Source organism: Corynebacterium hindlerae (assembly GCF_014117265.1).
Lineage (GTDB): Bacteria > Actinomycetota > Actinomycetes > Mycobacteriales > Mycobacteriaceae > Corynebacterium > Corynebacterium hindlerae.
The window spans coordinates 2653095-2674148 of the sequence record NZ_CP059833.1 but is presented as its reverse complement, the minus strand read 5'-3'; the positions used below and the strand labels follow the sequence as shown (position 1 = coordinate 2674148).

Below are 21054 nucleotides of genomic sequence, written 5' to 3'. Positions count from 1 at the left end.
ATCGCGATAATGTGCGCAGCCTGCCGAAGATGATCGGCACCCGCTTGGTGATTACTGCTTTCACCACGTTCGGGGTGACGTTCGCGATTTTCGGTTTGGCTGCGGTGTCGCCGTTTGACCCGTTGGCCCATCACTTAGGTTCCGACTACGGCAGTTATACCGATGCGGAGCTGGCGGAGATCGCGGCGTCGCTTGGTATGGATCGGCCGTGGTGGGGGCAGTGGCTGTATTGGTGGCAGCACTTGCTGCAGGGTGATTTGGGCTGGTCCCGGATTTATCACAAGCCGGTGGCGGATGTGATTGTGGAGCGCCTGCCGTGGACGCTGTTGCTATCTGCGGTGGGGCTGGCGATCCTGATGCTGCTGGCTGTGGTGCTGGGGATTCTTTCTGCTCGTCATCCGCACGGGCTGGTGGATCGCTGTGTCACGGCGGTGGGTGTGTTTATCGCTGCGACGCCGTCGTATGTGTATGCGCTGGGCACGGTGCTGTTCTTCGGCTTGTTGCTGCATGCCATCCCGATCGGTGGGGCTGCCCCGATCGGGCGGGAGCCGTCGCTGGCGAATGTGGGACCGTATCTGATTGCGCCGGCGTGTGTGTTGGCGATCTCGCAGCTGTCCTGGCCGTTGCTGGCGATGCAGCAGGCGGCGCGTGATGCTTCGGCATCAGAGGCGGTGCGTACCGCCCGGTTGCGGGGGCTGAGCCAGCGGAAGATTCTGCTGCGCCACATCTTGCCGATGTCCCTCATGCCGTTGGTGACGCTGATCGGTGCGCGCCTGAGTGAGCTGGTGGTGGGGGCGCTCATCGTGGAGACGGTGTTTTCCTGGCCGGGCCTGGCTTTCGCCACGGTCGAGTCCGCGATTGCAGTGGATTTTCCGCTCCTGGCGTTCATCACGGCGGCGACAACCGTGGTGGTGATGTTGGGGTCGCTGGCTAGTGACATTGCCTACGTTTTGATTGATCCGAGGGTGACCGATGTTTAAACCACGCTTAGGTGCCAGCTTGTTTGTGCTGGTGTTGTTGTATGCACTGTTGGTTCCGGCGTTGCTGGATCAAGGCTCCCCGAGTTTCGCCACAGCCCTGCAGGCCCCGAGTGGCGAACACTGGTGGGGCACGGACCATTTCGGTTTTGACCTGTTCGTGCGTACCGCGCAGGCGCTGCGGGTGTCGCTGCTGATCGGCCTTATTTCCGCGTTGTTGGCTACCGCGCTGGGCGTGGTGGTGGGCCTGAGCGCGGCGACGTTGGGTGGTTGGGTGGACCGCGTGATCATGCGGCTTACCGACGCCATCAACTCGATCCCGCACATGATTTTGTCCGTGGTGATCGTCGCCCTGTTTCAGGGATCGATTCCGGCGCTGATCATTTCCATCGGTATCACGCACTGGGCGCCTGTGGCCCGTATTATCCGTTCCACGGTGCTGTCCGTGCGCGCCTCCGATTTCGTCGATGCCTCTTATGGGGCCGGGGCCCGGCCCCGCTGGATCCTGCGCCGCCACTACTTCCCCGCGGCTCTGAGCCAAGCGGTCGTCGCGATCACCATGCTCATGCCCCACGCGGTGTGGCACGAATCAGCGCTTAGTTTCCTGGGCCTGGGTATCCAGCCCAATGAGCCGTCGCTCGGCACGCTGATGGATCTGGCGCGCGAGGACATCATGAAAGGTGCCTGGTGGTCCCTGGTGTTCCCCGGCATTGTGTTGCTGTTGACCACGATCTCCGCGATGTCATTGATGCGCAAGAAAGACACCACAGCGCGAGACTGTGACGCCGACCTTGCCGTTGCTGCTGAGGTTCCCGACACCGGAGTCGCTGGGCTCACGGTCACCGCTGACGATGGCACCACGTTGGTGCATGACGCCACCCTAGAGCTCACCCCCGGTCAGGTCCATGGCCTCGTCGGCGCATCCGGTTCAGGAAAAAGCACGCTGGGGCGCGCACTGCTTGGTGCGATCCCACCAGGGTGCAGCGTTACCGGCACAATCAGCGTGGCGGGGGAACGCTTGACCGAATGTGAGTCGGCAGCGGCAACGCGGAAACCCGGGGCGTCGTTAAGCGCCCTGCGTGGCTCAAACGTCAGCTTCGTCCCACAGTCCGCCGCGACGTCGTTTACCCCGGTGCGCCGCATCGGCCCGCAACTCGCCGAGCTGAGCACCGGCATGCACACGGTGCCGGAGCTGCTGGAGCTGGTGCACCTGACCCCGGACATCGCCGACTACTTCCCCCACCAGCTCTCCGGTGGCATGATGCAGCGCGTCGCCATCGCCGGCGCCCTCGCAGGAGATCCCCAGGTGATCGTTGCCGATGAGCCGACCAGCGCGCTCGACCCCGACCTCACCCTGGAGATCCTCGCCCTGCTGCGGGAGATCGCGGACAGCGGCACCACGGTGCTGCTCATCACCCACGACATCGAGGACCTCATCGACGCCGGCATCTGCCACCACATCTCCGTCATGCACCACGGTGAGATCGTCGAACACGGCCCGCACGTGCTGGACAATCCCACCCACCCCTACACCAAGGCGCTGCTCGCGGCCCTACCAAGCGGTGGGCTGCGCCTGACAAAGGAGTTCGTCAGTGGCTAGTCTCACCGCGCACAACATCAGCATCCGCTTCGGCACCAAATCTGTCTTAGAAGACGTGACGCTATCGATCGCGCCGGGCGAGATCGTCGGCCTCATCGGCGCCTCGGGGTCCGGGAAAACCACGCTGGGCCGTATTCTCACCGGTCGCTACCAGCCCACCGCAGGTCACGTCACCATCGACGATGTGCCATTGAAACGCCGGGATCCGCGGATCGCCACGATCCACCAATCGCCCCGCGCCGCCACCAACCCCGGCTGGACGCTTACCGAGATCATTCGGGAACCCCTGGACATTTCGGGTGGTAGCGCGGACATCGTGCAGCTTGCGCAGGAGTGTTTCCTCTCCCCCGAGCTGCTCGAGCGCACCCCGGAGCACGTCAGTGACGGGCAGCTGCAGCGCGCCTGCATCGCCCGGGCGTTCGCGCAGCAGCCGCGCTATCTGGTGTGCGACGAGCCAACCTCGGCTCTGGATCCCATTGCCACGGCGGGCGTGATTCAGTTGCTCACCAAGCGCGCCGAAGCTGGCAGTGGCGTGCTGCTCATCTCGCACGACCACCGCCTGCTCGCCGCGTGCGCGCACCGGATTGTGCGCATCGACGAGCTCTAGTGCGCCGCTAGGTCCCAGTTTTCCCCGGAGCCTGCGGACACTTCCAGCGGCACGGACAGGGAGATGGCGCCGTCCATCTCCCGCTCCACGATGGCCTTGACTTCTTCCAGCTCGCCGGGGGCGATCTCCAGCACGAGTTCGTCGTGCACCTGCAGCAACATGCGGGACTTCATGCCCTTCAGCGCGGCGTCGACGCGGATCATCGCCACCTTAATAATGTCCGCAGCGGTGCCCTGGATCGGGGCGTTGAGGGCGGCGCGCTCCGCGTTTTCTCGGGCCACACGGTTATCGGACATGAGTTCCGGCAGGTAGCGGCGGCGCCCGAACAGCGTGGACGTGTAGCCGTCCTTGCGGGCCTGCTCCACCACCTTGGACAGGTAGTCGCGCACCCCGCCGAAGCGCTGGAAGTAAGCCTCCATGATTTTCTTCGCCTCGCCAGGGGTGATGTCAAGCTGCCCGGCCAGTCCGAACGCAGACAGGCCATAGACCAGGCCGTAAGACATGGCTTTCACGCGGCGGCGCAGCTCCGGGGTGACCTCGGAAACCGGCACGTCGAACACGCGAGAGCCCACGTAATTGTGCAGGTCTTCACCCTTTTGGTAGGCGTCGATCAGTCCGGGGTCGCCAGACAGGTGCGCCATGACGCGCATCTCGATCTGTGAGTAGTCGGCCGTGAGCAGGCACTCGTACCCTTTGCCCACGGTGAACGCCGCGCGGATGCGACGCCCCGCCGGGGTCCGCACCGGAATGTTCTGCAGGTTCGGTTCCGTAGAAGACAGTCGGCCTGTCGACGCGACCGTCTGGTTGAACGTGGTGTGGATCCGCCCGTCGGAGGCGACGGACTTGATCAGCCCATCCAGGGTGGTTTTCATCTTCTGGTATTCGCGGTGGGCCAGCAGGTGATCCAGGAATGGGTGCGGATGGTTGACCGCCAGTGCTTCGATTTCTTTGGCTGCCGTGGAGTATCCCGTCTTCGTTTTCTTGGTTTTCGGCATGCCCAGGGTCTCAAACAGCACCACTTGCAGCTGCTTCGGGGAGGACAGGTTCAGGTTCGGGTCGCCCGCCAATTCCCGGGCGGCGGCTTCCTCATCGGCGACCATTTCCACGAAGGTGTCGCGCTGCTCTTCCAGGGCCGCCACCGACACGGCGATGCCGGTGGCTTCCATGCGCGCCAGGATGCTCAGCAGTGGCAGCTCGAGGGATTGGTACAGCTCGTAGCCCTCGATTTTCTGTAGTTCCTTGGTGAGCTCTTCCGCTAGTTCCCACACCGCTGCGGCGTGGTCGGCGAGCTCTGTGTTGTCGGACAGCAGCGAAAGCTGATCTGTGTCCGCAGCCAGCTGTTTCTTCAGGTGGCGCTGGTAGACGTCCGCGAGGGAGTAGGTGCGCTGTCCGGGGCGCACCAGGTAGGCGGCCAGGGCGGTATCGTGCGCGATACCGTCTAGTTCGTAGCCTTGATCGGTGAGGGCATGCCAGGCGGCTTTCGCGTCGTGGAAGAACTTGGGCTCCTCGGATTTCAGCCACTTGGCGAGCGCCGCGGAGTCCTCCTCATCGAGCTCCGCGAGGTCCACGAGGAGTGCGTGGCGGTCGGCGTCGACAAGCGCCAGCTGCTGCCCCTGCAGCGCCACAGCGAGCGGCCCGCGTGGCAGCCACTCCCGCACCGCCTGCTTATCGACGACCAGTTCCGTAACTTCTTGTGGCGCGTCGGTGACCTCGGCGTTGATTACTGAAAGGATGCGCTCGCGCAGGTTGGTGCCGAATTCGAGTTCGTCAAAGGTGGTAGCAATCTCAGTGATGTCCGCGGGCTGGAACGCTAGCTGGTCGGGGCTGACGGGCAGCTCAAGGTCCTTCACCATCTCCGTGAGGGTGCGGTTCATTTTCACCTGGTCGAGGCGCTCCCGGAAATTGTTACCCGCCACACCCTTGATCTCATCCGCGTGTTCCACCAAGTTATCGATGGTGTGGTACTGCTGGATCCACTTCGCAGCCGTCTTCTCCCCCACCTTCGGCACCCCCGGCAGATTATCGGAGGAGTCACCGCGCAGCGCCGCAAACTCCGGATACTGCTTCGGCGTCAGGCCATACTTTTCTTCCACCGCCGCCGGGGTGAAACGATGCAGGGTGGATACGCCCCGCATCGGGTACAGCACCGTGGTGGTGTCATTGACCAGCTGGAAGGAATCGCGGTCACCCGTGACGATGAACGTCTCGAAGCCGAGAGGCTTCGCCGCCGTGGCGAGCGTAGCGATGATGTCATCCGCCTCGTAATTTTCCTTGCGGATCGTGGTGATACCCAGCTTGTTCAACGCGTCCTCGATGAGCTCCACCTGGCCCCGAAACTCCTCCGGAGCAGCCTCCCGCTGCGCCTTATACTCGGGGAACAGCTCGGTGCGGAACGTATTGCGGCCCACATCGAACGCGACGGCGATGTGATCGGGTTTTTCCTCACTCAGCAGGTTCGCGAGCATCGACAAAAAGCCATACACAGCGTTCGTATGCTGCCCACCCGAAGTGGAAAAATTCTCCGCCGGAAGCGCATAAAACGCGCGGAACGCCATCGAGTGCCCATCGATCAACATCAACTTCATGGCACCCAAGTCTAGGCGATTTTATTTCCGTACCGGCCATGGGCTAATATTTTGTTTCACGCCCCTGTATCCCAATTGGCAGAGGAAACGGATTCAAAACCCGTGCAGTGTGAGTTCGAGTCTCACCAGGGGCACCAAAGAGCCAGCTCAGAGCATGTTTTCATTTTCTGAGCTGGCATATTTTTGTTAAAAGTGTCCAAATATTAGGGTTAAGTAGGGGTTAAGTAGCTAAATGTGTGTCTGGTCGGCGTGTCGCTCCCCAGAGGTTTATGTGGCTATATGATGGAGCCCTTTTGTATCCCGTTGCTGTGCTAGTGCTCAATGTACGAGGTTGAGCTTTGAAGGTGGTAGAGAGCACAACAACGGCGAAGGGCCGGTTGGTAGAGGGTTCGAGAGGAAGTGGCATAAAAGGGGTCGAGGTTGTTTTCTCCTCGAACTCTCTACCACCTGTTTTAGATAGCGGTAACGTCCTGCGCGGTGGTGTATCTGTCTTTCGCTTCTGTAGGAAGTTTAGAGGTTGGGGTCTAATATGGTCTGTCTCTGGGATGGCTGCTGGTCGTGACCACGGTAAACGACTGGTCAGCGAGGAGAAATCCCGCAAGCACGTCGCTCGTCTCAGCAACCGGCTCGTACTTTCCATCTTCGGACTGCTTAAGAGGCGTACCGGCTGGGATAAACCCATCCTTGAACCCGCTAACCTTCTTGCCATCGATGGTGACGGTTCGCGCCACGTCAGTGCCGTGGGCAGAGCCGAGCCAAAGCTGACTACCAGAACCGAACTTTTCGGTCTTCATGCCAAACTGCATAGCAATCTAATCCTTTCTATGTGTTGGTGTTTTAGAGTTTCTTTGCGCGTTCGATAATGTCGTCACGCACGGGGGATGATGCCGCCCCACGGCCCTGCGCAGGATTCACGCCAAGTCCTTTCGGACTCGTATCTGGTGCCGCTGGTCGTTTCGCCAGCGCCTCAGCCTGCTTAGCCATCGTTTCGGCATCCCCATGAAGAAACAGCTCCGCATCATCAGCACTAAGCCCATGCTGGGTCGCGATTCGCAGCCGGGTAGCTTCAGCCTCAATAGCACGCTTTTCAGCGCGCTCCTTCTCGAGCAGGTCGGTGAGCTTTTGCAGCTCAGTTTTACCAGCATCTTCGATCTCTTGGAGTTTCTTCGCGGCAGCAAGATTCGCCTTGGCCTTTTGTTCCCATTCTCGGGAGTGGGCTTTCATGGCCTCATACTTGGACTTATAGTCGGTTTCCTTGCCGGCACCAGTTGGTGTTTTCTCCTCCACCGTGGAACCTTGATTGGTGGTTTCCTCGGCAGGTGTTGGTGCTGAGCCGTCTGGGCCTTCAATGAACCGTAGCCACGGGTAATTATTCTTCATGGGGTTCTCCTTTTTCAGGGTTGTTTTTCATCCGCCCTTTCCGGGCATGGCAAAACCCCAACCCAGGAGGTATGTCCTGAATTGGGGTTTTGGGTGCGTCCGCCAGGACTCGAACCTGGATTTCCTACCTGTTAGGCGGCGCTAATTATCTTCATCAACTCGGTCATACAGCTGTTGTCTGGCCATGTCGAGCATGCCCAGTGCTGTCACAAACGCTGGTTCGCCTTCGATGTCCACCTCAGTGGTGAGCTCCCCGGAATCTTCTGCAACAAGGCTAACAATGATCCGATGAAGTTTCACTGCAGCAACCTCCACCCAAACCAAATTACTTAGAAGCGCTATTTTGATTCATCAATACCGCACCGATCAATCGCACTTCGAAGTGCACGGTCGACGCCAAACCAATCACTATTAAAATCCCGAAGCTTAGGGACATAGTTTCGGACAATTCCCACCACGCTTCGAGGAACTGGTGACTGAATTGCGTTGAGCGCCCACGCTAAGGCTCCTGCCGGATAGCCTCCATCTTCATACTCTTCAACAACTCCCTGGCGGTCCGTGGCGCTGAGTAGAGGAAGAACCTTGGGAGCTACCGCGTCGAACACTTCATATTCGATTTCATTGTCCGGAAGCAGAAAATTATCGATGTGCGTTACTTTTTCCGGAATTGTGTTGTCTAATGCCACGCAATGCCCCCTCCCCTCTTCACTACAGATGTACCTCTACCAGGGGATTTTAGCGGGTATCCGTAAACATGTACAGCTTTTCCTTCAAAGATCGTGTATTTCATCCTGATCTTCACACCATCGACTACCCCATCCACGACTCTAACGTTCCCCTTGACAGAGACCAGTCCAGTTTGGAGGACCTTCACACACGCATCCAAAATCTGCTGATCAGACCAAGACATCGGGAACCGAGTCTTTCCAACCCTTACCGATTGAGATGTGTGCCCGGACCTCTTGTCTAAAACTAACGGTTTCTCTGGTGAACGGTCTGACCTCCACCCATACAAGATATGCCCAGCTAGTTTGTCCAGTGCTGGCAACGGCTCACGCTTGCCGTCCACCACACGTGTCGCATCGCCTTGGTACTTAGGCATCTTCAACCCCGGAATCTCTGGAAATTTCACCGCCTCCATCGCAGCAAGCCTGCGATCCTCAATATAGGTGGCCCACTTTTGAAAGTCCGTACCTTCAGAACCAGCCCGCATCGCCTGACCCCAGGCTTTCTCCAACTCCCTATTGATCTTCGGTAAATCAGACCCATCACGTTTAACCTCAATCCCAAGGCAACGACAATTATCGTGATAGCGCTTCATCGCCTTGATACCTACACTGTGCTTACGGTTTTCACGATGCGCATGAGCTGTAAGCACTGTTTGCTTTGAATAAACTGCGCCACGGGAAGCAAGCATCAGACAAAATGCACATGCCCCAGGCTCAGGAACCCGAGCATACGCGGTACCTGCTTTTACGACGCCCATCTCCACCGTCGTCCGAGCTGGTTCCGTCACTAAACGCTGCACAACCCCCATTAACTTAGCCTTCGCCACCTGTCGGGCTTCTGGATCCTCTGAATACTCTTTCAACCACATCGCATACCTGTACGACGCTTGAGCTTGTTCGAACCCAACAGGATCGGCAATCTCGGGATACTCCAGTTTGGCTAAGGACTCATCAAGAGACCTCGACAGAAACAAGTAATCAGCCGCCGAATACGCCGCCTGCTCACCATATTTACGAACGATCTCAAGGAAAGGCTGCGCCAACAGTCGTCGTTGATCGACATACGTTAAATGCGCTGTTTGATCCCACCACGAAAGCAGCTCTCGCTGAGCAAGCATCCGAAGAGCATCCAAGGCAAACGCGTACTGCTGTTGAATTTGACGATGCTCGTTCACCTAATCGCCCCTCCTTCCTAGAACGCCCCTGGGATAAAAGAGTCAACACCTGCATTCGGATCAGCTAGTGCCGGCTGATCAACATTGCCAACAGCAGCAGATAAGCCCTGGATAACCTTGGAAGCGCGCTGCGATGCCAGCTCCCTACGCAGCACCTGCTTCTCCGCATCCGTCACCCCCAGCCTGTCCCAAATAACCTCAGAACCAGCAGGGAAAATACCCGCCTGCACCGCCTTAACCATCGCATCCATCGTCGCTGCCTGAGCTGTCATGATTCTTGTTGACGGTGAAACCCTCAACGACAAGGATGTGTGATTATGCCGAAGGCTTATCCAAAAGAATTTCAACAGCAGTGCGTGGATGCGGTTCTCGTGTTGGGCAAGACACGCGAGGAAGTCGCTGCCGAGTACGGGATCTCCTCCTCAGCTCTGGGCCGGTGGGTGGCCAAAGCCAAAGGCACCCAAGGCACCGGCCGCGGCTCTCACCTGCGCAAAGCAGACCCCAACTCCCAAGACCCAGCTGAAATGACCAAACGAATCCGGGAGCTGGAGCTTGAAAACGAGTTCTTAAAAAAAGTCAGCGCCTTCTTTGCCAAGGAGCAGTAGAAGACGACTTCTTCCGCGTCATCTACCACTTCGACAAAGAAGGCACGACCAAGCCCAGATACTCGGTCACCATGATGGCACGCGTCCTTAACGTCAGCAGAGCCGGCTACTACGCCTGGAAGAAACGCCACCACACCCCTGTGGCTGCATCTTCTCCCAGGGGGCGCAGGCTTGCCATCAGTGCCCGCGTCACAGAGCTTTTCACGACCAAGCACAAAGGGTTTGCCGGTGCTCGCACCATTTTTGCTGACCTGGTCGCTGAAGGTATTGACACCACGTTGTACGCGGTGCGCACCATCATGGCGCAGAACAATTTAGTCACGAAGTACCGACGCAAGAAGGTACGCACCACCATTGCGGATCCTGACGCTGACCTGCGCAAAGACTACCTGCGGCGGATGTTTTATCCCCCAGTGCCCACCACGGTCTTGTGCGGAGATATTACGTACCTGCGCACCCGTGAAGGCTGGATGTACCTGGCCACAGTCATGGATCTGGGCACCCGGATGGTGGTGGGCTGGTCGATGGCCGATTCCATGCGCTCGAAGCTTGTGGTGGATGCCTTGACCATGGCCCATGATCGAGGCTTCGTTGCTGGTGATGCGATATTCCACTCGGATAGAGGCAGTCAGTACACCTCAAAGGTGTTCGCTGACTGCGCCGAAGAACTCGACGTTCGCTTGTCTGTCGGCTCTGTTGGCGTGTGCTGGGACAATGCGGTGGCGGAATCCTTCTTTTCCACGCTGAAACTTCACCTGCTGCATGAGCGCAAACAATTCGATTCCAAGCAGCACGCCCGCCTAGAGACACTGTCGTGGATTGAGACGTATTACAACCGACAGCGCCGCCAAAGTGCGACCGGCCTCATTCCCGCTGAGGCGATGGCCGATTTCCTGACCCCCAGCCCCGAATTACTCCCCGAGGCCCTTGCAGCCTAACCAAAACAAACGGGTCTAACCGTCAACAAAACTTGACACAGCCCAGGTGTTGAGGGCAGCGTGCAGGATTGCGCATTCGATGATGCTCCCCGAGCGGTGACGTAATGCGCCGAGTATCCAACCGACTACATACTGTATGGGCAGAATCGGCCATAGCCGGGCATCAATGGTGAGCAGTAAGAGGTGCGGAAGGAGGAAGATCGCAGCTTGGATAGAGTTTCCTACCCAAAACCCCAGCCGTCACAGGAGCATTCCGCCGAGGAATCCGCGGAAGAAAATCTCCTCGCCCACCGCTCTCAGGATGACCGCCAGGCTGATTCCTTGCGCAATCACCACTCCTGGCGCACTGAGGTCGGCTGAGGTTACTAGTCGGGTTCCGACATATCCCAGCCCCAGCAGTATGGGGAAGAGAGCGACTGCGAAGCCTGCGGTGCGCCAGCTCCCCCATTGCCAGCCCACGTTCGCCCCTGCGCGCCGCGTTCCGAGCGGTCTGCGCCTGACCAGCACATAGCTGAGCGAGGGAATGAGAAACAACAGAAATTCAACCATGATTATCCCTACGGCAAATCGTAGCAATCCCAGTCCCACTGGGAAACACGTTCCGGCAAAACAAATCCCTACGCCTATCCTCAGCAAACATGCTGGTCAGATTTTTGATAAGCGTAGGGATTTGTCACGCGCCCTGTTTGCCAGTGAAGTTGTGACCCTCCTACAGAGAGGATCATCAATGTCTAACGAGCTTGCCCCTACTGTTCGGGTCAAACCACATCGGGTGTTTACCCCGGAGGAAAAGAAGTGGTTGGTAGCTAACTACTACCTGCAAAAGCATGGCACCAAAGGCGCGTTTTTGAAACGGCACAACGTCTCCGGCGCTGCGATTGTGAAATGGCGGGATCAAATGATTGCCGGGAATGTCGACATGGACCTTTCGCCACGCCAGACTGTAGTTATGAGCACCAGCGAGGCTAAAGAGATCAAACGACTACTTGAGGAAAACGCACGCCTGCGTAAAGCCAACGAAGCATTGCGTAAGCGGGCCCACGCCAACCAAGAGGCGGCTGAAGCGTTGGGAAAAGCTATCGCCACCTTGCACAACCTTTCCGAGGACTAAAGCGAGGTGGCCGACAACTCACCGACGAACAGAAAAAGGCCCATGCTGACTTTGTTTCCTGTGATACCCAGCTCGTGCATGACTTGGTTGCAGCGGGCCTGACCTTGAAAGAGGCGTTTCGTCTGTCAGGATGCGCGAAAACGGTGTGGCGCTACCGCCATCACCGGCGGCCGGCGCCACCGCGGTGTGCCCGCCGCCCGGATCCCCGCGCACTAACAGCAGAGGAAACGAAGCAGATTGTGGACCTTCTCGCCAAAGGCAAAGCCAAGGACTTGTCGGTGTACCGGATCTTCCATGACCATCTAGATGGGCCGGATCCACTTATTGGATCGATGCGCACGTTCTACCGGGTCAACACCGAGTACTTCGCGCAGCCAACGTGCGCACGCCGGGCCGCAGCCCCGAAGGCAATGCCCGTTGTGTCAGCAACTGCCCCTGGCCAGGTGCTGTGTTGGGATGTCACCTGGCTGCCCCAGTCCTACTTCAACAAGGGATTGTTCCTGTACACCGTGTTGGACCTGTATTCCCGCAAGATCGTGGCCTGGACCATCCAACACGTGCAAGAAACATCGCTAGCAAAGCAGCTGATCGCGAAGGCTATTGCCACTATCGGTGCCACCGGTAATCGGGTGCAGGTTGTGCACAGCGACAACGGGTCGATCATGACCAGCAATACGATGAAGAAACTGCTCAGTGCTTCTGGTGTGGAGATGTCGCTGATCCGCCCCGGGGTTTCTAACGACAATCCACACGAGGAGTCATCGCACCGCACGATCAAGCATCACCGCTGGGCCAAGGAAATCTACCCCACGATCGAGATGGCGGTGGAGACGATTGGCAAGATCATCAACGAGTACAACCACCGTGACCGGCATCGGGGACTAGCTGGGTTTACGCCCCAGCAGGTCTTTGATGGTAGTTGGCGCCAGATCCTCGACCATCGGGTTGCAAAATCCGCGGCGTATTACCGTAAAAACCCGGGACGCAGGCCCAGGCGGTACGGGCTAAGGCCCCCACCATCAATCGTTGGGATTAACATCGGAAAACAACAACCAACTACACTGGAAACCAGGCACCTAGCACAGCTAGAAAACCACGCCTGAAACCCAACCAGGGTCACAACTAACTGGCGGGCGCGGCGCGAATCGCTATCGCATTACTTCCGGCGCATCACCAACAGCGCGACAGCTACGAGGACGATCACACCTAGCACTGCCGCGCCACCGATGGCGAGTTGGCCCAAGCTCATCCCGGTTTTCTCCACTGGCTCGGCGGACACGGCAGGCTCGTCAGAAGCGCTTGACGGCGCGGCCGCTGAACTCGTGGCGGCACTGGCTGGCTTGTCCAGTGGCTTGGGCCCGGGCACGAGCTTCGGGCGCCATTCCGGCCCATCAGCCGACTTGCCGACGACATCGAACGCAATCTCGAACGGCTGGTCAACACCCTTATCTTTGTCTGAGGAGGAGTTGTACATCGATATGCCTATGAAGTAATCGCCGGCCATGGTTTGCTTTTCACCTCCTGCGTTGGCAGTCCGGTTGTGGTACTGGATCGCGCGGTCGAGGGTGGCGGTGGATGGTTTGACGTCTTCCTTCTTCCACGCACTAGCGTCAAAGCTTTCGATGTCGGCACGGATGGGTGAGTAGATTGTGGCGCCGTAGTGTTCAGTTTCGTTGCGTTTGGATTCGCTTGGTTTCAGGGTCACCACCGGTCGTTGGCCCCAGTTCACGGGGATGCGGTAGAACTTGTATTCTCCTGGCACGAGGGAGTCTGAGTAGGCGCCTGGGGTGACTGGGGTGGCGTCGTTAAAGCCTGTGCCGCCAGTGATTGGCTGAACATCCTTGAAGGGCAGGTCTGCTGGGTTTGGCTTTGCCCCTGTGTCGCCTGCCGGGAACTTTTGGGCCTGGTCCTTAGGGACGATGGGTTCGAAAGAGACCTGGATTTCGACGGAGACTTCCCCGCCACCGGGCTTGGTGGTGTGGATGTCGTAGCCGAGGTACCACTGGTCCATGTCGCAGTCGGTGGCGCCTTCTCCCCTGATGACGGCTGCTTCCGGCTCTGGAGGAGAGTACGCGTCCGAATGGGTTTGTCCGAGATCGATGAACAATTTGTCCCCGTCACAGTCTTTTCAATTGGACGTGTTCCCGATGTCTTCCAACCAGTAGTTGAGGTCGCCGTCGGTGTCGGAAGTACCGGTTTTGTCGCGGTCTGGGATGCCGGTGATCGAGACGTAGGCGTCGTGTCCCTTCGGCACGGCTACCCGGATGTAGCGTAGTTTGCCGTCTTTCTCAGCGTTGGGGAGGACGCGGGTCTGGTAAAGCCCTTCGCCAAGCCATTTGGCGCCATCGATGGTGTCGGCAAACTCGAAGTCGGTTCCGGCGGTCTGGTAGGTCACTGCAGCGCGTTTAGCTAAAAAATCCAGGCTTTCAGTGAGCTCAGCGGCGTCGCGCGCTTCGCGGTACTGCCCGCCGGAGGCCTGGGCGATACACTGCAATTCCGCGCGGGCGGCCTCATCGATCTGGAAGCCGACGGTGTGGATCGTCAGGCCGACGCCTTGCTTGGCCAGATCTTTAGCCACGGTACACACCTCGGGTGGCGCGCAGGAATCGATGCCGTCGGAGACGAGAATGATGGATCGCTCCCCGGTAGCAGGCAGTTCTTTTGCTGCCTTGAGCAGCGAGTTCGCCATCGGGGTGTAGCCCTTAGCTTTCAACCCATCGATCCCAGAGTGGAACGCTTTCCGGTCTAGCGCTCCCACTGGCACCAGGGTTTCGATGTCCTGGCAGCCCTTTTCCTTGTTCTCGGGGGCGTTTGATTCCTTCGCGCCGTAGGCCATGAATCCCACGTTGGCGGTCTCCGGCAGGGAGTCCACCAGCGCGTGGGCTGCTTCCTTGGCAGAGTCCATTCTGGTGCGGGAGCCATCGGGGGCTTCCATGGATCCGGATGCATCCATGATGAGCATGGTGGAATTCGTGGGCTCTTGGGCCTGGGCTATCGGCAATGGCAGCAGCATAAGCGCCACTGCCAGCAAAAAGGATCTCAACATCTCTACTCCAATGCGGTCGCAGGTAATAACCGCACCTTAATACAGAGTTGTGATAGCCGCCACAGGAAAGAGCTATAGACCGTAGAAGTCCCACAGGGCACGTGCCCAGGGATGATCGGATCCGAGGATAAATTGCACGGCGCTCCATTGGGGGTGCCCAAAGCGTTGCCACCAAGTATCACGTTCGGCATAAGGCACCGGTGCCACATGTTGTGCAGCCCCCAGTTCCTTGGTGATAACGGCGTGCATGTCGGATTCGAGCCAGTCGTCGGCCCGCGCGCCGTCGATGCGCACCACACTGTCGCGACTCTCACCTGTGTATGCGGTGTGGTTGCGCGACATGGCGGAGGCGTACCTGAGCTCTCGGTTGGTGGTGAGGTAAACGTTGATCAACCTGTCTACCGCAGCGTCCCCGGTAAAAGATTGGTCCGGGATGTCCACGCCGAGCGCGGTGCCGAGCAGTTCGTGTCCGAACAGTGTGATGGCGGCAGCTTGCTCAGGGCTCAAACCCGGTGTGCCAGCAGCTCGCGCGAAGATCTGCTCGGCTTCCTGGAAGCGCCCGAAGGTCACGGCGTCAAGCAACTGGGCACCGTGCGGGCCGAGGGCTCGGTGGAGGGAGCCGTCGATAAGCATGCTGCGCAGGGTCGCGGGGTGTCCGTCGTAGCCGTCGGCGGGGTCGGCGTTTGCCCGGGCTGCGGCACCCGCAAGCAAGCCGCCAGGCATTACAGTGCAGGCAGGGTCATCGCCGGCGCAGATGTGCCGCACCTTGCCGGGCAGGTTGCTGAAGGCGCCGTTGGGGCGTGCACCGGCAAGACCCACCGTCCCTGGCGCGGGGGACGACGCACTGGTTCGCACCAACACCGCCCCATCAGCGGTCATAGTGCCGGAGGTCCCCGTGTCGGTCATGCCGTCCTGGTCCAGTACCCGTGCCCGCCCCGGATCCGCAACGAGGTACGCCGCCAGCAGCCGGTCGGGGCCGATGGGGGCCTGACGGGAGGAAATCAGCTGGGCTACGTCCCCGGTGATGTCGGCCCCTTGGGAGAATCCGACCAGTATCCACTTCGTATTCGGGCACGCCGGGGCCATCTCAGAAAGCCGACCGACCACGCGTTCCACGCCGATCTGCTGCGACTTCCCATATGGCAGAACCACGGTGTCCTTGTTCGGCCCGACGGTCCCCGCCACGCCTGCGCTCGCGGGATAGGGAGTCTGCCACGCACTCACGTTGCCGAAACGCTCAACCACGTGGGCCACGAAGTTAGTCCCCACCCCGAAGCTGACGATGTTCGCAGGGTCGTCGTACACCGAGGCCGCCCCTGTCCCGGCCGTAGCGATGATTTCCACGTCAGCGCAGGTCTGGGGCTCGGCCGCATGCGCAACCGGGGCAGTGACAAAGAACAATACGGCCGCTAACAACCGACGCATGGTGCCACCTTTCAAGGCTATGTATCTGACTGAAATCATAGCCCGTGCGCTGAGTTTGCTCACCCCACCCCCACCTGCATATATTACTAGTAACTGCAAATTATTCAGAAGGTTACTACTATGCGACGATTCCTTACGTTGTGCGCCGCGGCCGTGCTCACCTGCACACTCACCGCGTGCGTCACCAACGAGGAAACCGGGAACCCCGAGGGCTGGCAAGAAATAAAGCCAGCCGCGGTGCCTGAGATCCAGGCGATGGTTCCGGAGAATATTCGACAACGAGGCACGATTTCCATCGGCACCAACCCGCCGTTCGCCCCGATGGAGTTCAAGGACTCACATGGCACCATCATCGGCATCGATGTCGATTTGGCGCGCGCCGCTGCCGCGGTGATGGGGCTTGAGCTTATCGTGCAGGAACAGGATTTCAGCCTGATTCTGCCGTCGATTAGCGCTGGCACCGTCGACTTTGGCGCCTCGGGGTTCACCGACAGCGAAGAGCGGCGGAAGAACTATGACTTTGTCAATTACCTCAGCGCCGGCCTCCAGTGGGCGCAACAAACCGGCAAGCCCGTCGACCCAGACAACGCTTGTGGCTTGACTGTGGCCGTGCAGAAAGGCACTGTGTCCGAATCCGACGACGTCGCAGTCCGCTCCGAAGAGTGTGTGAACCAGGGCAAGGCTCCGATCAAGATGCTCTCCTACGAGACTTCCGACCAGGCCTTTACCGCCCTGGTGCTCGGTCGAGCTGACGCCGTGTCTGCGGACTCTCCGATCACCGCTTACGCTATTGCGCGTGCGGACGGCAAGATCGAGAAATCTGGGAATATCTTCGACGCCGCCGACTACGGTTGGCCGGTGCCGAAGGGCTCCGAACTGGCCCCGGCCCTCGAAGCGGCACTGCAACACCTCATCGACACCGGTGACTACGCCGAAACCCTCAAACCGTGGGGCGTCACCGAAGGCCTCAAACCCCAAGCGACCATCAACGGCGAATAGAAGGACACCATGACTCAATCAGAAACCATCCAGGCGAAACCGCTTCGCCACCCGGGCCGCATGGTCGCCGCCACCATCCTGCTGGCGCTCGCCGTGCTGTTCGTCATTAGCGCCGCGCGTAACGACGCCTACGGCTGGGATACCTACTTCCAGTACCTCTTCGATACCCGCATCGCCACCGCCGCCCTGCACACTCTCGCCATCACCGTGTTGGCCATGCTCATCGGCGTGCTTTTGGGCGCATTACTCGCCGTCCTTCGCATGTCCCCGAACCCCGTGTTGCGGGGCGTGTCCTGGGTCTACCTGTGGATTTTCCGCGGCACTCCGGTGTACGTCCAGCTGGTGTTCTGGGGTCTGATCGGCGCGATCTACTCCAGCGTGAACCTCGGTTTCACCGAAATCAGCCTCGAGTCCGCCTTTAGGAACGCGTTCCTCCTCGCGGTGCTGGGCCTGGGTCTGAACGAAGGCGCCTACATGGCCGAAATCGTCCGCGCCGGCATCCAAGCGGTGCCAGAAGGCCAGGTCGAAGCGTCCAAGGCGCTGGGTATGAGCTGGTGGCAGACGATGCGTCGCACGGTACTGCCACAGGCCATGCGCATCATCGTCCCGCCAACCGGCAACGAGTTCATCTCCCTGCTCAAGACCACGTCCCTGGTCATCGCCATCCCCTACGCCGGTGAACTGTACGGCCGCGCAATGGACATCTCGAACGCCCTCTTCGAGCCGGTCCCTATGCTGCTCGTCGCCGCCACCTGGTACCTCGCCATCACCTCCCTGCTCATGGTCATCCAGACTTACGTGGAGAAGTACTACGACCGCGGCGCCCGCCGCCAGCTCACCGCCCGCCAACTAGCCGCGCTTGCCGACGCCGAAGGTCGACTCCCAGGCAACGTCGAAATCACCGAGGAGAAGTAATGTCGGAACTGATGATTCATGCCCAGCGCATCCAAAAGAAATTCGGCCAACTGCATGTCCTCAAAGGCATCGACCTGCAAGTACCGCGCGGCTCCGTGACCTGCCTCATCGGCCCATCCGGCTCCGGCAAGTCCACCATCCTGCGGTGCGTGAACCACCTGGAAAAGATCACCGCCGGCCGCCTGTACGTCGACGGTGAGCTCATCGGCTACCACGAAAAAGACGGCGTCCTCTACGAGATCTCCGAAAAGGAAGCCGCCAAGCAGCGCCAAGACATCGGCATGGTGTTCCAGCAGTTCAACCTGTTCCCACACCGCACCGTGATCGAGAACATCATCGAAGCCCCGATCCTGGTCAAGGGCGTTCCGGAGTCCGAAGCCCGCTCGCTGGCCATGTCTTTGCTGAAACAAGTTGGCCTCGAGCACAAAGCCGACGCCTACCCAGTCCAGCTCTCCGGCGGCCAGCAACAACGCGTCGCCATCGCACGCGCCGTGGCCATGAAGCCAAAGCTCATGCTCTTCGACGAGCCAACCTCTGCCCTCGACCCAGAACTCGTCGGCGAAGTTCTGCGTGTGATGCGCGAGCTGGCGGATGAGGGCATGACCATGCTCGTCGTCACGCACGAGATGGGCTTTGCCCGCGAGGTCGCGGATCAGATTGTCTTTATGGATGGCGGCGTCGTGGTGGAGTCCGGCACCCCTGCCGAAGTACTGGACAACCCGAAGCACGAGCGCACGCAGGCATTCTTGTCGAGCTTGTTGTAGTGATCAGAACCGGAATTTAGCGTACGGATGGGATTTTCTGTGCTTAAATGATCCCATCCGTACGCTCGATTTCCGGGGTCCCCTCCTCCCAGCAAAACTCGACATCTGGAATTCGAGTCTCGGTGAATAAAACTGTCGCACACCTGCTACTTAGCCCATTCCACTCCCAGTCTCGAATTCCAGGTCTCGAACTTTAGCTGCTACAGCGCCAGCAACCCCCGCACCAGCGCTGAGAAACCACCGGCGGAGGCCAGGAACAGCGCAAGCTTGTGGGCCACTGGCCGCGCGATCACTTGAGCTAGTCGCGTGCCGATAAAAATCCCGATAAACATGCCGAGGATTCCCACTGGCCAGACTTGCCATGGGGTGTCCCCGAGCCCGCCGGCTCCCATGAGTATTTTGATGAAAAAAGAGGTTGCTCCGGAGATCGCAAAGAGTGGTTGCAGGGTGGCGGAAAAGGAGCGGTGCTCCCATTTCGCGGCTTGCGCATAGACGGTGATCACTGGCCCCGCGACGGCGGCCAGGGTATTCGTAAAGCCTCCGACTACACCAGTGACCAGCAGCGGCAGTCGCCCGCGTGGTTCCGGCATGCGCCCTTTGAGTACCGACACGATGAACAAAGCGACCAGGATCAGGCTGCCGAAAATGATCAGGAGCAGCGCGTTTGATACTGATTTGATAAGCAAGGCGCCTGCCACTGACCCCACCACGAACACGGAGCCGATCCACCAGCACCTGCGCCAGTCAATGTGTTCGCGGACGGTGTAGGCAGTCATGGTGGCGTTGATCATGGCAAGTACATTCACCACCATGACGCCTTGAACAGGCCCCATCGCGATCGCCAGAATCGGGGCCGCAATGAGTCCCAGCCCCATGCCGGCGACTCGTTGCAGTCCGGAGCCTAACGCAACAATGCACAGAATGAGAATGAGGAGTGCCACAAATTAACCCCGCATTTTCTCCAGGAGCGCTGCGACAACGACCTCAGGAAGCAGCCCTTCCAGCGATCCGCCATACTTAGCCACCTCTTTGCACAAGGTCGAAGAGATGTACCCGAGCTCCGGGTCGGTCATGAGGAAGTTGGTTTCCACTCCGGAGAGGCGCTTGTTCATTTGCGCCATCGGTAGCTCGTATTCATAGTCGAGTGAGGAGCGCAGTCCCTTGACCAGGGCCGGGATGTCGTGCGCGGTGGTGTAGTCCACGAGCAGTCCGGACCAGGAATCGACGGTGACGTTGGGTAGGTGGGACACTACGGATTCGATGAGCGCCACCCGTTCGGACGCCGTGAACATGCCTTGCTTGTTCGGGTTGTAAGTGACCAGCACAACTACTTCGTCATACAGCGCCGCGCTGCGCTCAAAAATGTTGAGGTGGCCGAGGGTCACAGGGTCAAAAGAACCAGGGCAGGCTACTCGCACACTAACTCCTTGTGGAAGACGGCCATATCCATGCGGGCAATGCCGTAGGTGCGCTTCTTGAGCTTCTGGGTCGTCGGCACGAACCACTTCGGCCACGCCGTTTCCGGCGAGTCTACATGGCGTTCCACCACCACCGCGGCCCCATCGGCCAGGCATGGCGTCAGCGCGTGCAGCATTTCGACCACTGCGTCGTCGGCAAGCTCGTAGGGCGGGTCGATAAGCACCATGTCGAAGTAGTCGCGGGGCGCGCCGGCCAGATAGACGGACGTTTTCGCCTCCACCACGTCCACGCGCGGGTGCTTCACGACGCTCGCGTTAAACCGCATCACCTCGCACGCCTGCGGGGAGTTGTCCACCAGCACCACGTGCTCCGCGCCACGGGACGCCGCTTCCAACCCGAGGGCGCCCGAACCGGCAAACAGGTCAAGGACGTTAGAATCCTCGAATCCAAAGCGCACCTGGAGCGAAGAAAACAGCCCTTCACGGGCTCGATCGGACGTCGGGCGGGTGCCCTCTGGCGGGACCTTGATCTTACGGCCACGGGCTTCGCCGGAAATGATGCGGTTCATAGCTCTCCGACCTCCAGCAGCACGTCTCCACCGGTGACGTCAGCAAAATCCTCGAAAGCAAACGGGCCCACTACCCCTGGCCCCGGCGCGACGACGGGCGCCTCGAGTTTGACGGTTTCGACCATGGCGAGGGTGTCTCCTGTGGCGACGGTGGCGCCAGGTTCGACGACATAGCGCACTATTCCTGCGAAGGGGGCACAGATTTTCATGCG

25 protein-coding genes, 1 tRNA gene and 1 pseudogene are annotated in these 21054 nt (G+C 59.5%); 11 read left to right on the top strand and 16 right to left on the bottom strand.

The genetic code is table 11. The annotated features are described in order from the left end of the window. Positions 1-29 precede the first annotated feature (29 nt). The 3 genes from HW450_RS12900 to HW450_RS12890 are packed head-to-tail and all read left to right on the top strand — an operon-like array spanning position 30 to position 3184. The gene (locus tag HW450_RS12900) at positions 30-980 is read left to right on the top strand and encodes an ABC transporter permease (RefSeq protein WP_182387569.1); all 951 of its coding nucleotides are present in this window, start codon (positions 30-32) and stop codon (positions 978-980) included. Beyond that, a complete protein-coding gene (locus HW450_RS12895; protein ID WP_182385995.1) occupies positions 973-2577 on the top strand; it encodes an ABC transporter permease subunit in 1605 nt (534 codons plus the stop codon). The genes HW450_RS12900 and HW450_RS12895 overlap by 8 nt, the downstream gene beginning before the upstream one ends. Next, entirely contained in the window at positions 2570-3184 is a 615-nt protein-coding gene (locus HW450_RS12890) for an ABC transporter ATP-binding protein (RefSeq protein ID WP_232843275.1), read from the top strand. Before HW450_RS12895 ends, HW450_RS12890 begins: the two co-directional genes overlap by 8 nt. Here HW450_RS12890 and polA read toward each other — a convergent pair. Further along, entirely contained in the window at positions 3181-5760 is a 2580-nt protein-coding gene (polA, locus tag HW450_RS12885) for a DNA polymerase I (protein ID WP_182387566.1), read from the bottom strand. The genes HW450_RS12890 and polA overlap by 4 nt on opposite strands. Before the next feature lie 69 nt (positions 5761-5829). On the opposite strand from polA, the gene HW450_RS12880 reads away from it, so the two are divergent. Beyond that, a tRNA-Leu gene (locus tag HW450_RS12880) sits at positions 5830-5906 on the top strand. 387 nt (positions 5907-6293) lie between these two features. Here HW450_RS12880 and HW450_RS12875 read toward each other — a convergent pair. The 6 genes from HW450_RS12875 to HW450_RS12850 all read right to left on the bottom strand — a co-directional run bounded on the left by HW450_RS12875 (position 6294) and on the right by HW450_RS12850 (position 9324). After that, the gene (locus HW450_RS12875; RefSeq protein ID WP_182385994.1) at positions 6294-6575 is read right to left on the bottom strand and encodes a hypothetical protein; all 282 of its coding nucleotides are present in this window, start codon (positions 6573-6575) and stop codon (positions 6294-6296) included. Between the two features lie 31 nt (positions 6576-6606). Continuing rightward, positions 6607-7149, bottom strand: a complete 543-nt coding sequence (locus tag HW450_RS12870) for a capsid assembly scaffolding protein Gp46 family protein (RefSeq protein WP_182385993.1) — start codon at positions 7147-7149, stop codon at positions 6607-6609. Between the two features lie 141 nt (positions 7150-7290). After that, positions 7291-7449 (bottom strand): hypothetical protein, encoded by a 159-nt coding sequence (locus HW450_RS12865; protein ID WP_182385992.1) that lies wholly within the window; start codon positions 7447-7449, stop codon positions 7291-7293. Positions 7450-7487: 38 nt separating this feature from the next. Then, positions 7488-7835, bottom strand: a complete 348-nt coding sequence (locus HW450_RS12860; RefSeq protein WP_182385991.1) for a hypothetical protein — start codon at positions 7833-7835, stop codon at positions 7488-7490. Then, positions 7826-9052, bottom strand: coding sequence for a VG15 protein (locus HW450_RS12855; protein ID WP_182385990.1), 1227 nt, complete (start codon positions 9050-9052; stop codon positions 7826-7828). The genes HW450_RS12860 and HW450_RS12855 overlap by 10 nt, the downstream gene beginning before the upstream one ends. A 17-nt stretch (positions 9053-9069) precedes the next feature. After that, complete coding sequence (locus HW450_RS12850) at positions 9070-9324, bottom strand: hypothetical protein (RefSeq protein ID WP_182385989.1); 255 nt, start codon at positions 9322-9324, stop codon at positions 9070-9072. 45 nt (positions 9325-9369) lie between these two features. Here HW450_RS12850 and HW450_RS12845 point away from each other — a divergent pair, with 45 nt between their 5' ends. Both HW450_RS12845 and HW450_RS12840 read left to right on the top strand, forming a co-directional pair. Continuing rightward, complete coding sequence (locus HW450_RS12845) at positions 9370-9657, top strand: transposase (RefSeq protein WP_182384945.1); 288 nt, start codon at positions 9370-9372, stop codon at positions 9655-9657. Positions 9658-9671: 14 nt separating this feature from the next. Further along, positions 9672-10595, top strand: a pseudogene (locus tag HW450_RS12840) (IS3 family transposase); the annotation flags it as partial. A gap of 15 nt (positions 10596-10610) precedes the next feature. Here the strand turns inward: HW450_RS12840 and HW450_RS13265 are convergent. Together HW450_RS13265 and HW450_RS12830 are read right to left on the bottom strand one after the other, a co-directional pair. Beyond that, the gene (locus HW450_RS13265; protein ID WP_182387564.1) at positions 10611-10832 is read right to left on the bottom strand and encodes a CPBP family glutamic-type intramembrane protease; all 222 of its coding nucleotides are present in this window, start codon (positions 10830-10832) and stop codon (positions 10611-10613) included. Positions 10833-10835: 3 nt separating this feature from the next. Beyond that, positions 10836-11144, bottom strand: coding sequence for a hypothetical protein (locus tag HW450_RS12830; protein WP_182385988.1), 309 nt, complete (start codon positions 11142-11144; stop codon positions 10836-10838). 178 nt (positions 11145-11322) lie between these two features. Between HW450_RS12830 and HW450_RS12825 the strand changes: the two genes are divergently transcribed. Both HW450_RS12825 and HW450_RS12820 read left to right on the top strand, forming a co-directional pair. Continuing rightward, the gene (locus tag HW450_RS12825; protein ID WP_182385987.1) at positions 11323-11706 is read left to right on the top strand and encodes a hypothetical protein; all 384 of its coding nucleotides are present in this window, start codon (positions 11323-11325) and stop codon (positions 11704-11706) included. Positions 11707-11780: 74 nt separating this feature from the next. Continuing rightward, the gene (locus HW450_RS12820) at positions 11781-12809 is read left to right on the top strand and encodes a DDE-type integrase/transposase/recombinase (protein ID WP_182385986.1); all 1029 of its coding nucleotides are present in this window, start codon (positions 11781-11783) and stop codon (positions 12807-12809) included. A gap of 53 nt (positions 12810-12862) precedes the next feature. Here HW450_RS12820 and HW450_RS12815 read toward each other — a convergent pair whose 3' ends face one another. The 3 genes from HW450_RS12815 to HW450_RS12805 all read right to left on the bottom strand — a co-directional run bounded on the left by HW450_RS12815 (position 12863) and on the right by HW450_RS12805 (position 16177). Further along, positions 12863-13813 (bottom strand): hypothetical protein, encoded by a 951-nt coding sequence (locus HW450_RS12815; RefSeq protein WP_182385985.1) that lies wholly within the window; start codon positions 13811-13813, stop codon positions 12863-12865. Between the two features lie 21 nt (positions 13814-13834). Continuing rightward, positions 13835-14752 carry a vWA domain-containing protein gene (locus tag HW450_RS12810; protein WP_182385984.1) on the bottom strand — a complete coding sequence of 306 codons (918 nt, stop codon included), beginning with the start codon at positions 14750-14752 and terminating at the stop codon, positions 13835-13837. 72 nt (positions 14753-14824) lie between these two features. Further along, positions 14825-16177, bottom strand: a complete 1353-nt coding sequence (locus HW450_RS12805; protein ID WP_182385983.1) for a cutinase family protein — start codon at positions 16175-16177, stop codon at positions 14825-14827. A 120-nt stretch (positions 16178-16297) separates the two neighbouring features. Here HW450_RS12805 and HW450_RS12800 point away from each other — a divergent pair, with 120 nt between their 5' ends. Genes HW450_RS12800 through HW450_RS12790 form a run of 3 tightly spaced genes read left to right on the top strand, consistent with a single transcriptional unit; the run spans position 16298 to position 18855 of the window. Then, positions 16298-17176, top strand: a complete 879-nt coding sequence (locus tag HW450_RS12800) for an ABC transporter substrate-binding protein (RefSeq protein WP_182385982.1) — start codon at positions 16298-16300, stop codon at positions 17174-17176. Between the two features lie 9 nt (positions 17177-17185). Then, positions 17186-18091 carry an amino acid ABC transporter permease gene (locus HW450_RS12795; RefSeq protein WP_182385981.1) on the top strand — a complete coding sequence of 302 codons (906 nt, stop codon included), beginning with the start codon at positions 17186-17188 and terminating at the stop codon, positions 18089-18091. Beyond that, positions 18091-18855 carry an amino acid ABC transporter ATP-binding protein gene (locus tag HW450_RS12790; protein ID WP_269149330.1) on the top strand — a complete coding sequence of 255 codons (765 nt, stop codon included), beginning with the start codon at positions 18091-18093 and terminating at the stop codon, positions 18853-18855. Before HW450_RS12795 ends, HW450_RS12790 begins: the two co-directional genes overlap by 1 nt. Before the next feature lie 200 nt (positions 18856-19055). Here the strand turns inward: HW450_RS12790 and HW450_RS12785 are convergent, their stop codons facing one another. From HW450_RS12785 to HW450_RS12770, 4 genes are read right to left on the bottom strand one after another with little or no spacing between them, the layout of a single operon-like run. Beyond that, the gene (locus tag HW450_RS12785) at positions 19056-19796 is read right to left on the bottom strand and encodes a sulfite exporter TauE/SafE family protein (RefSeq protein WP_182385980.1); all 741 of its coding nucleotides are present in this window, start codon (positions 19794-19796) and stop codon (positions 19056-19058) included. A 3-nt stretch (positions 19797-19799) separates the two neighbouring features. After that, the gene (gene coaD / locus HW450_RS12780) at positions 19800-20273 is read right to left on the bottom strand and encodes a pantetheine-phosphate adenylyltransferase (RefSeq protein WP_182385979.1); all 474 of its coding nucleotides are present in this window, start codon (positions 20271-20273) and stop codon (positions 19800-19802) included. Then, positions 20264-20842: an RsmD family RNA methyltransferase gene (locus HW450_RS12775; RefSeq protein ID WP_182385978.1), complete on the bottom strand. Its 579-nt coding sequence runs from the start codon at positions 20840-20842 to the stop codon at positions 20264-20266. Before HW450_RS12775 ends, coaD begins: the two co-directional genes overlap by 10 nt. After that, entirely contained in the window at positions 20839-21051 is a 213-nt protein-coding gene (locus HW450_RS12770) for an acetyl-CoA carboxylase biotin carboxyl carrier protein subunit (RefSeq protein ID WP_182385977.1), read from the bottom strand. Before HW450_RS12770 ends, HW450_RS12775 begins: the two co-directional genes overlap by 4 nt. Positions 21052-21054: the final 3 nt, after the last annotated feature.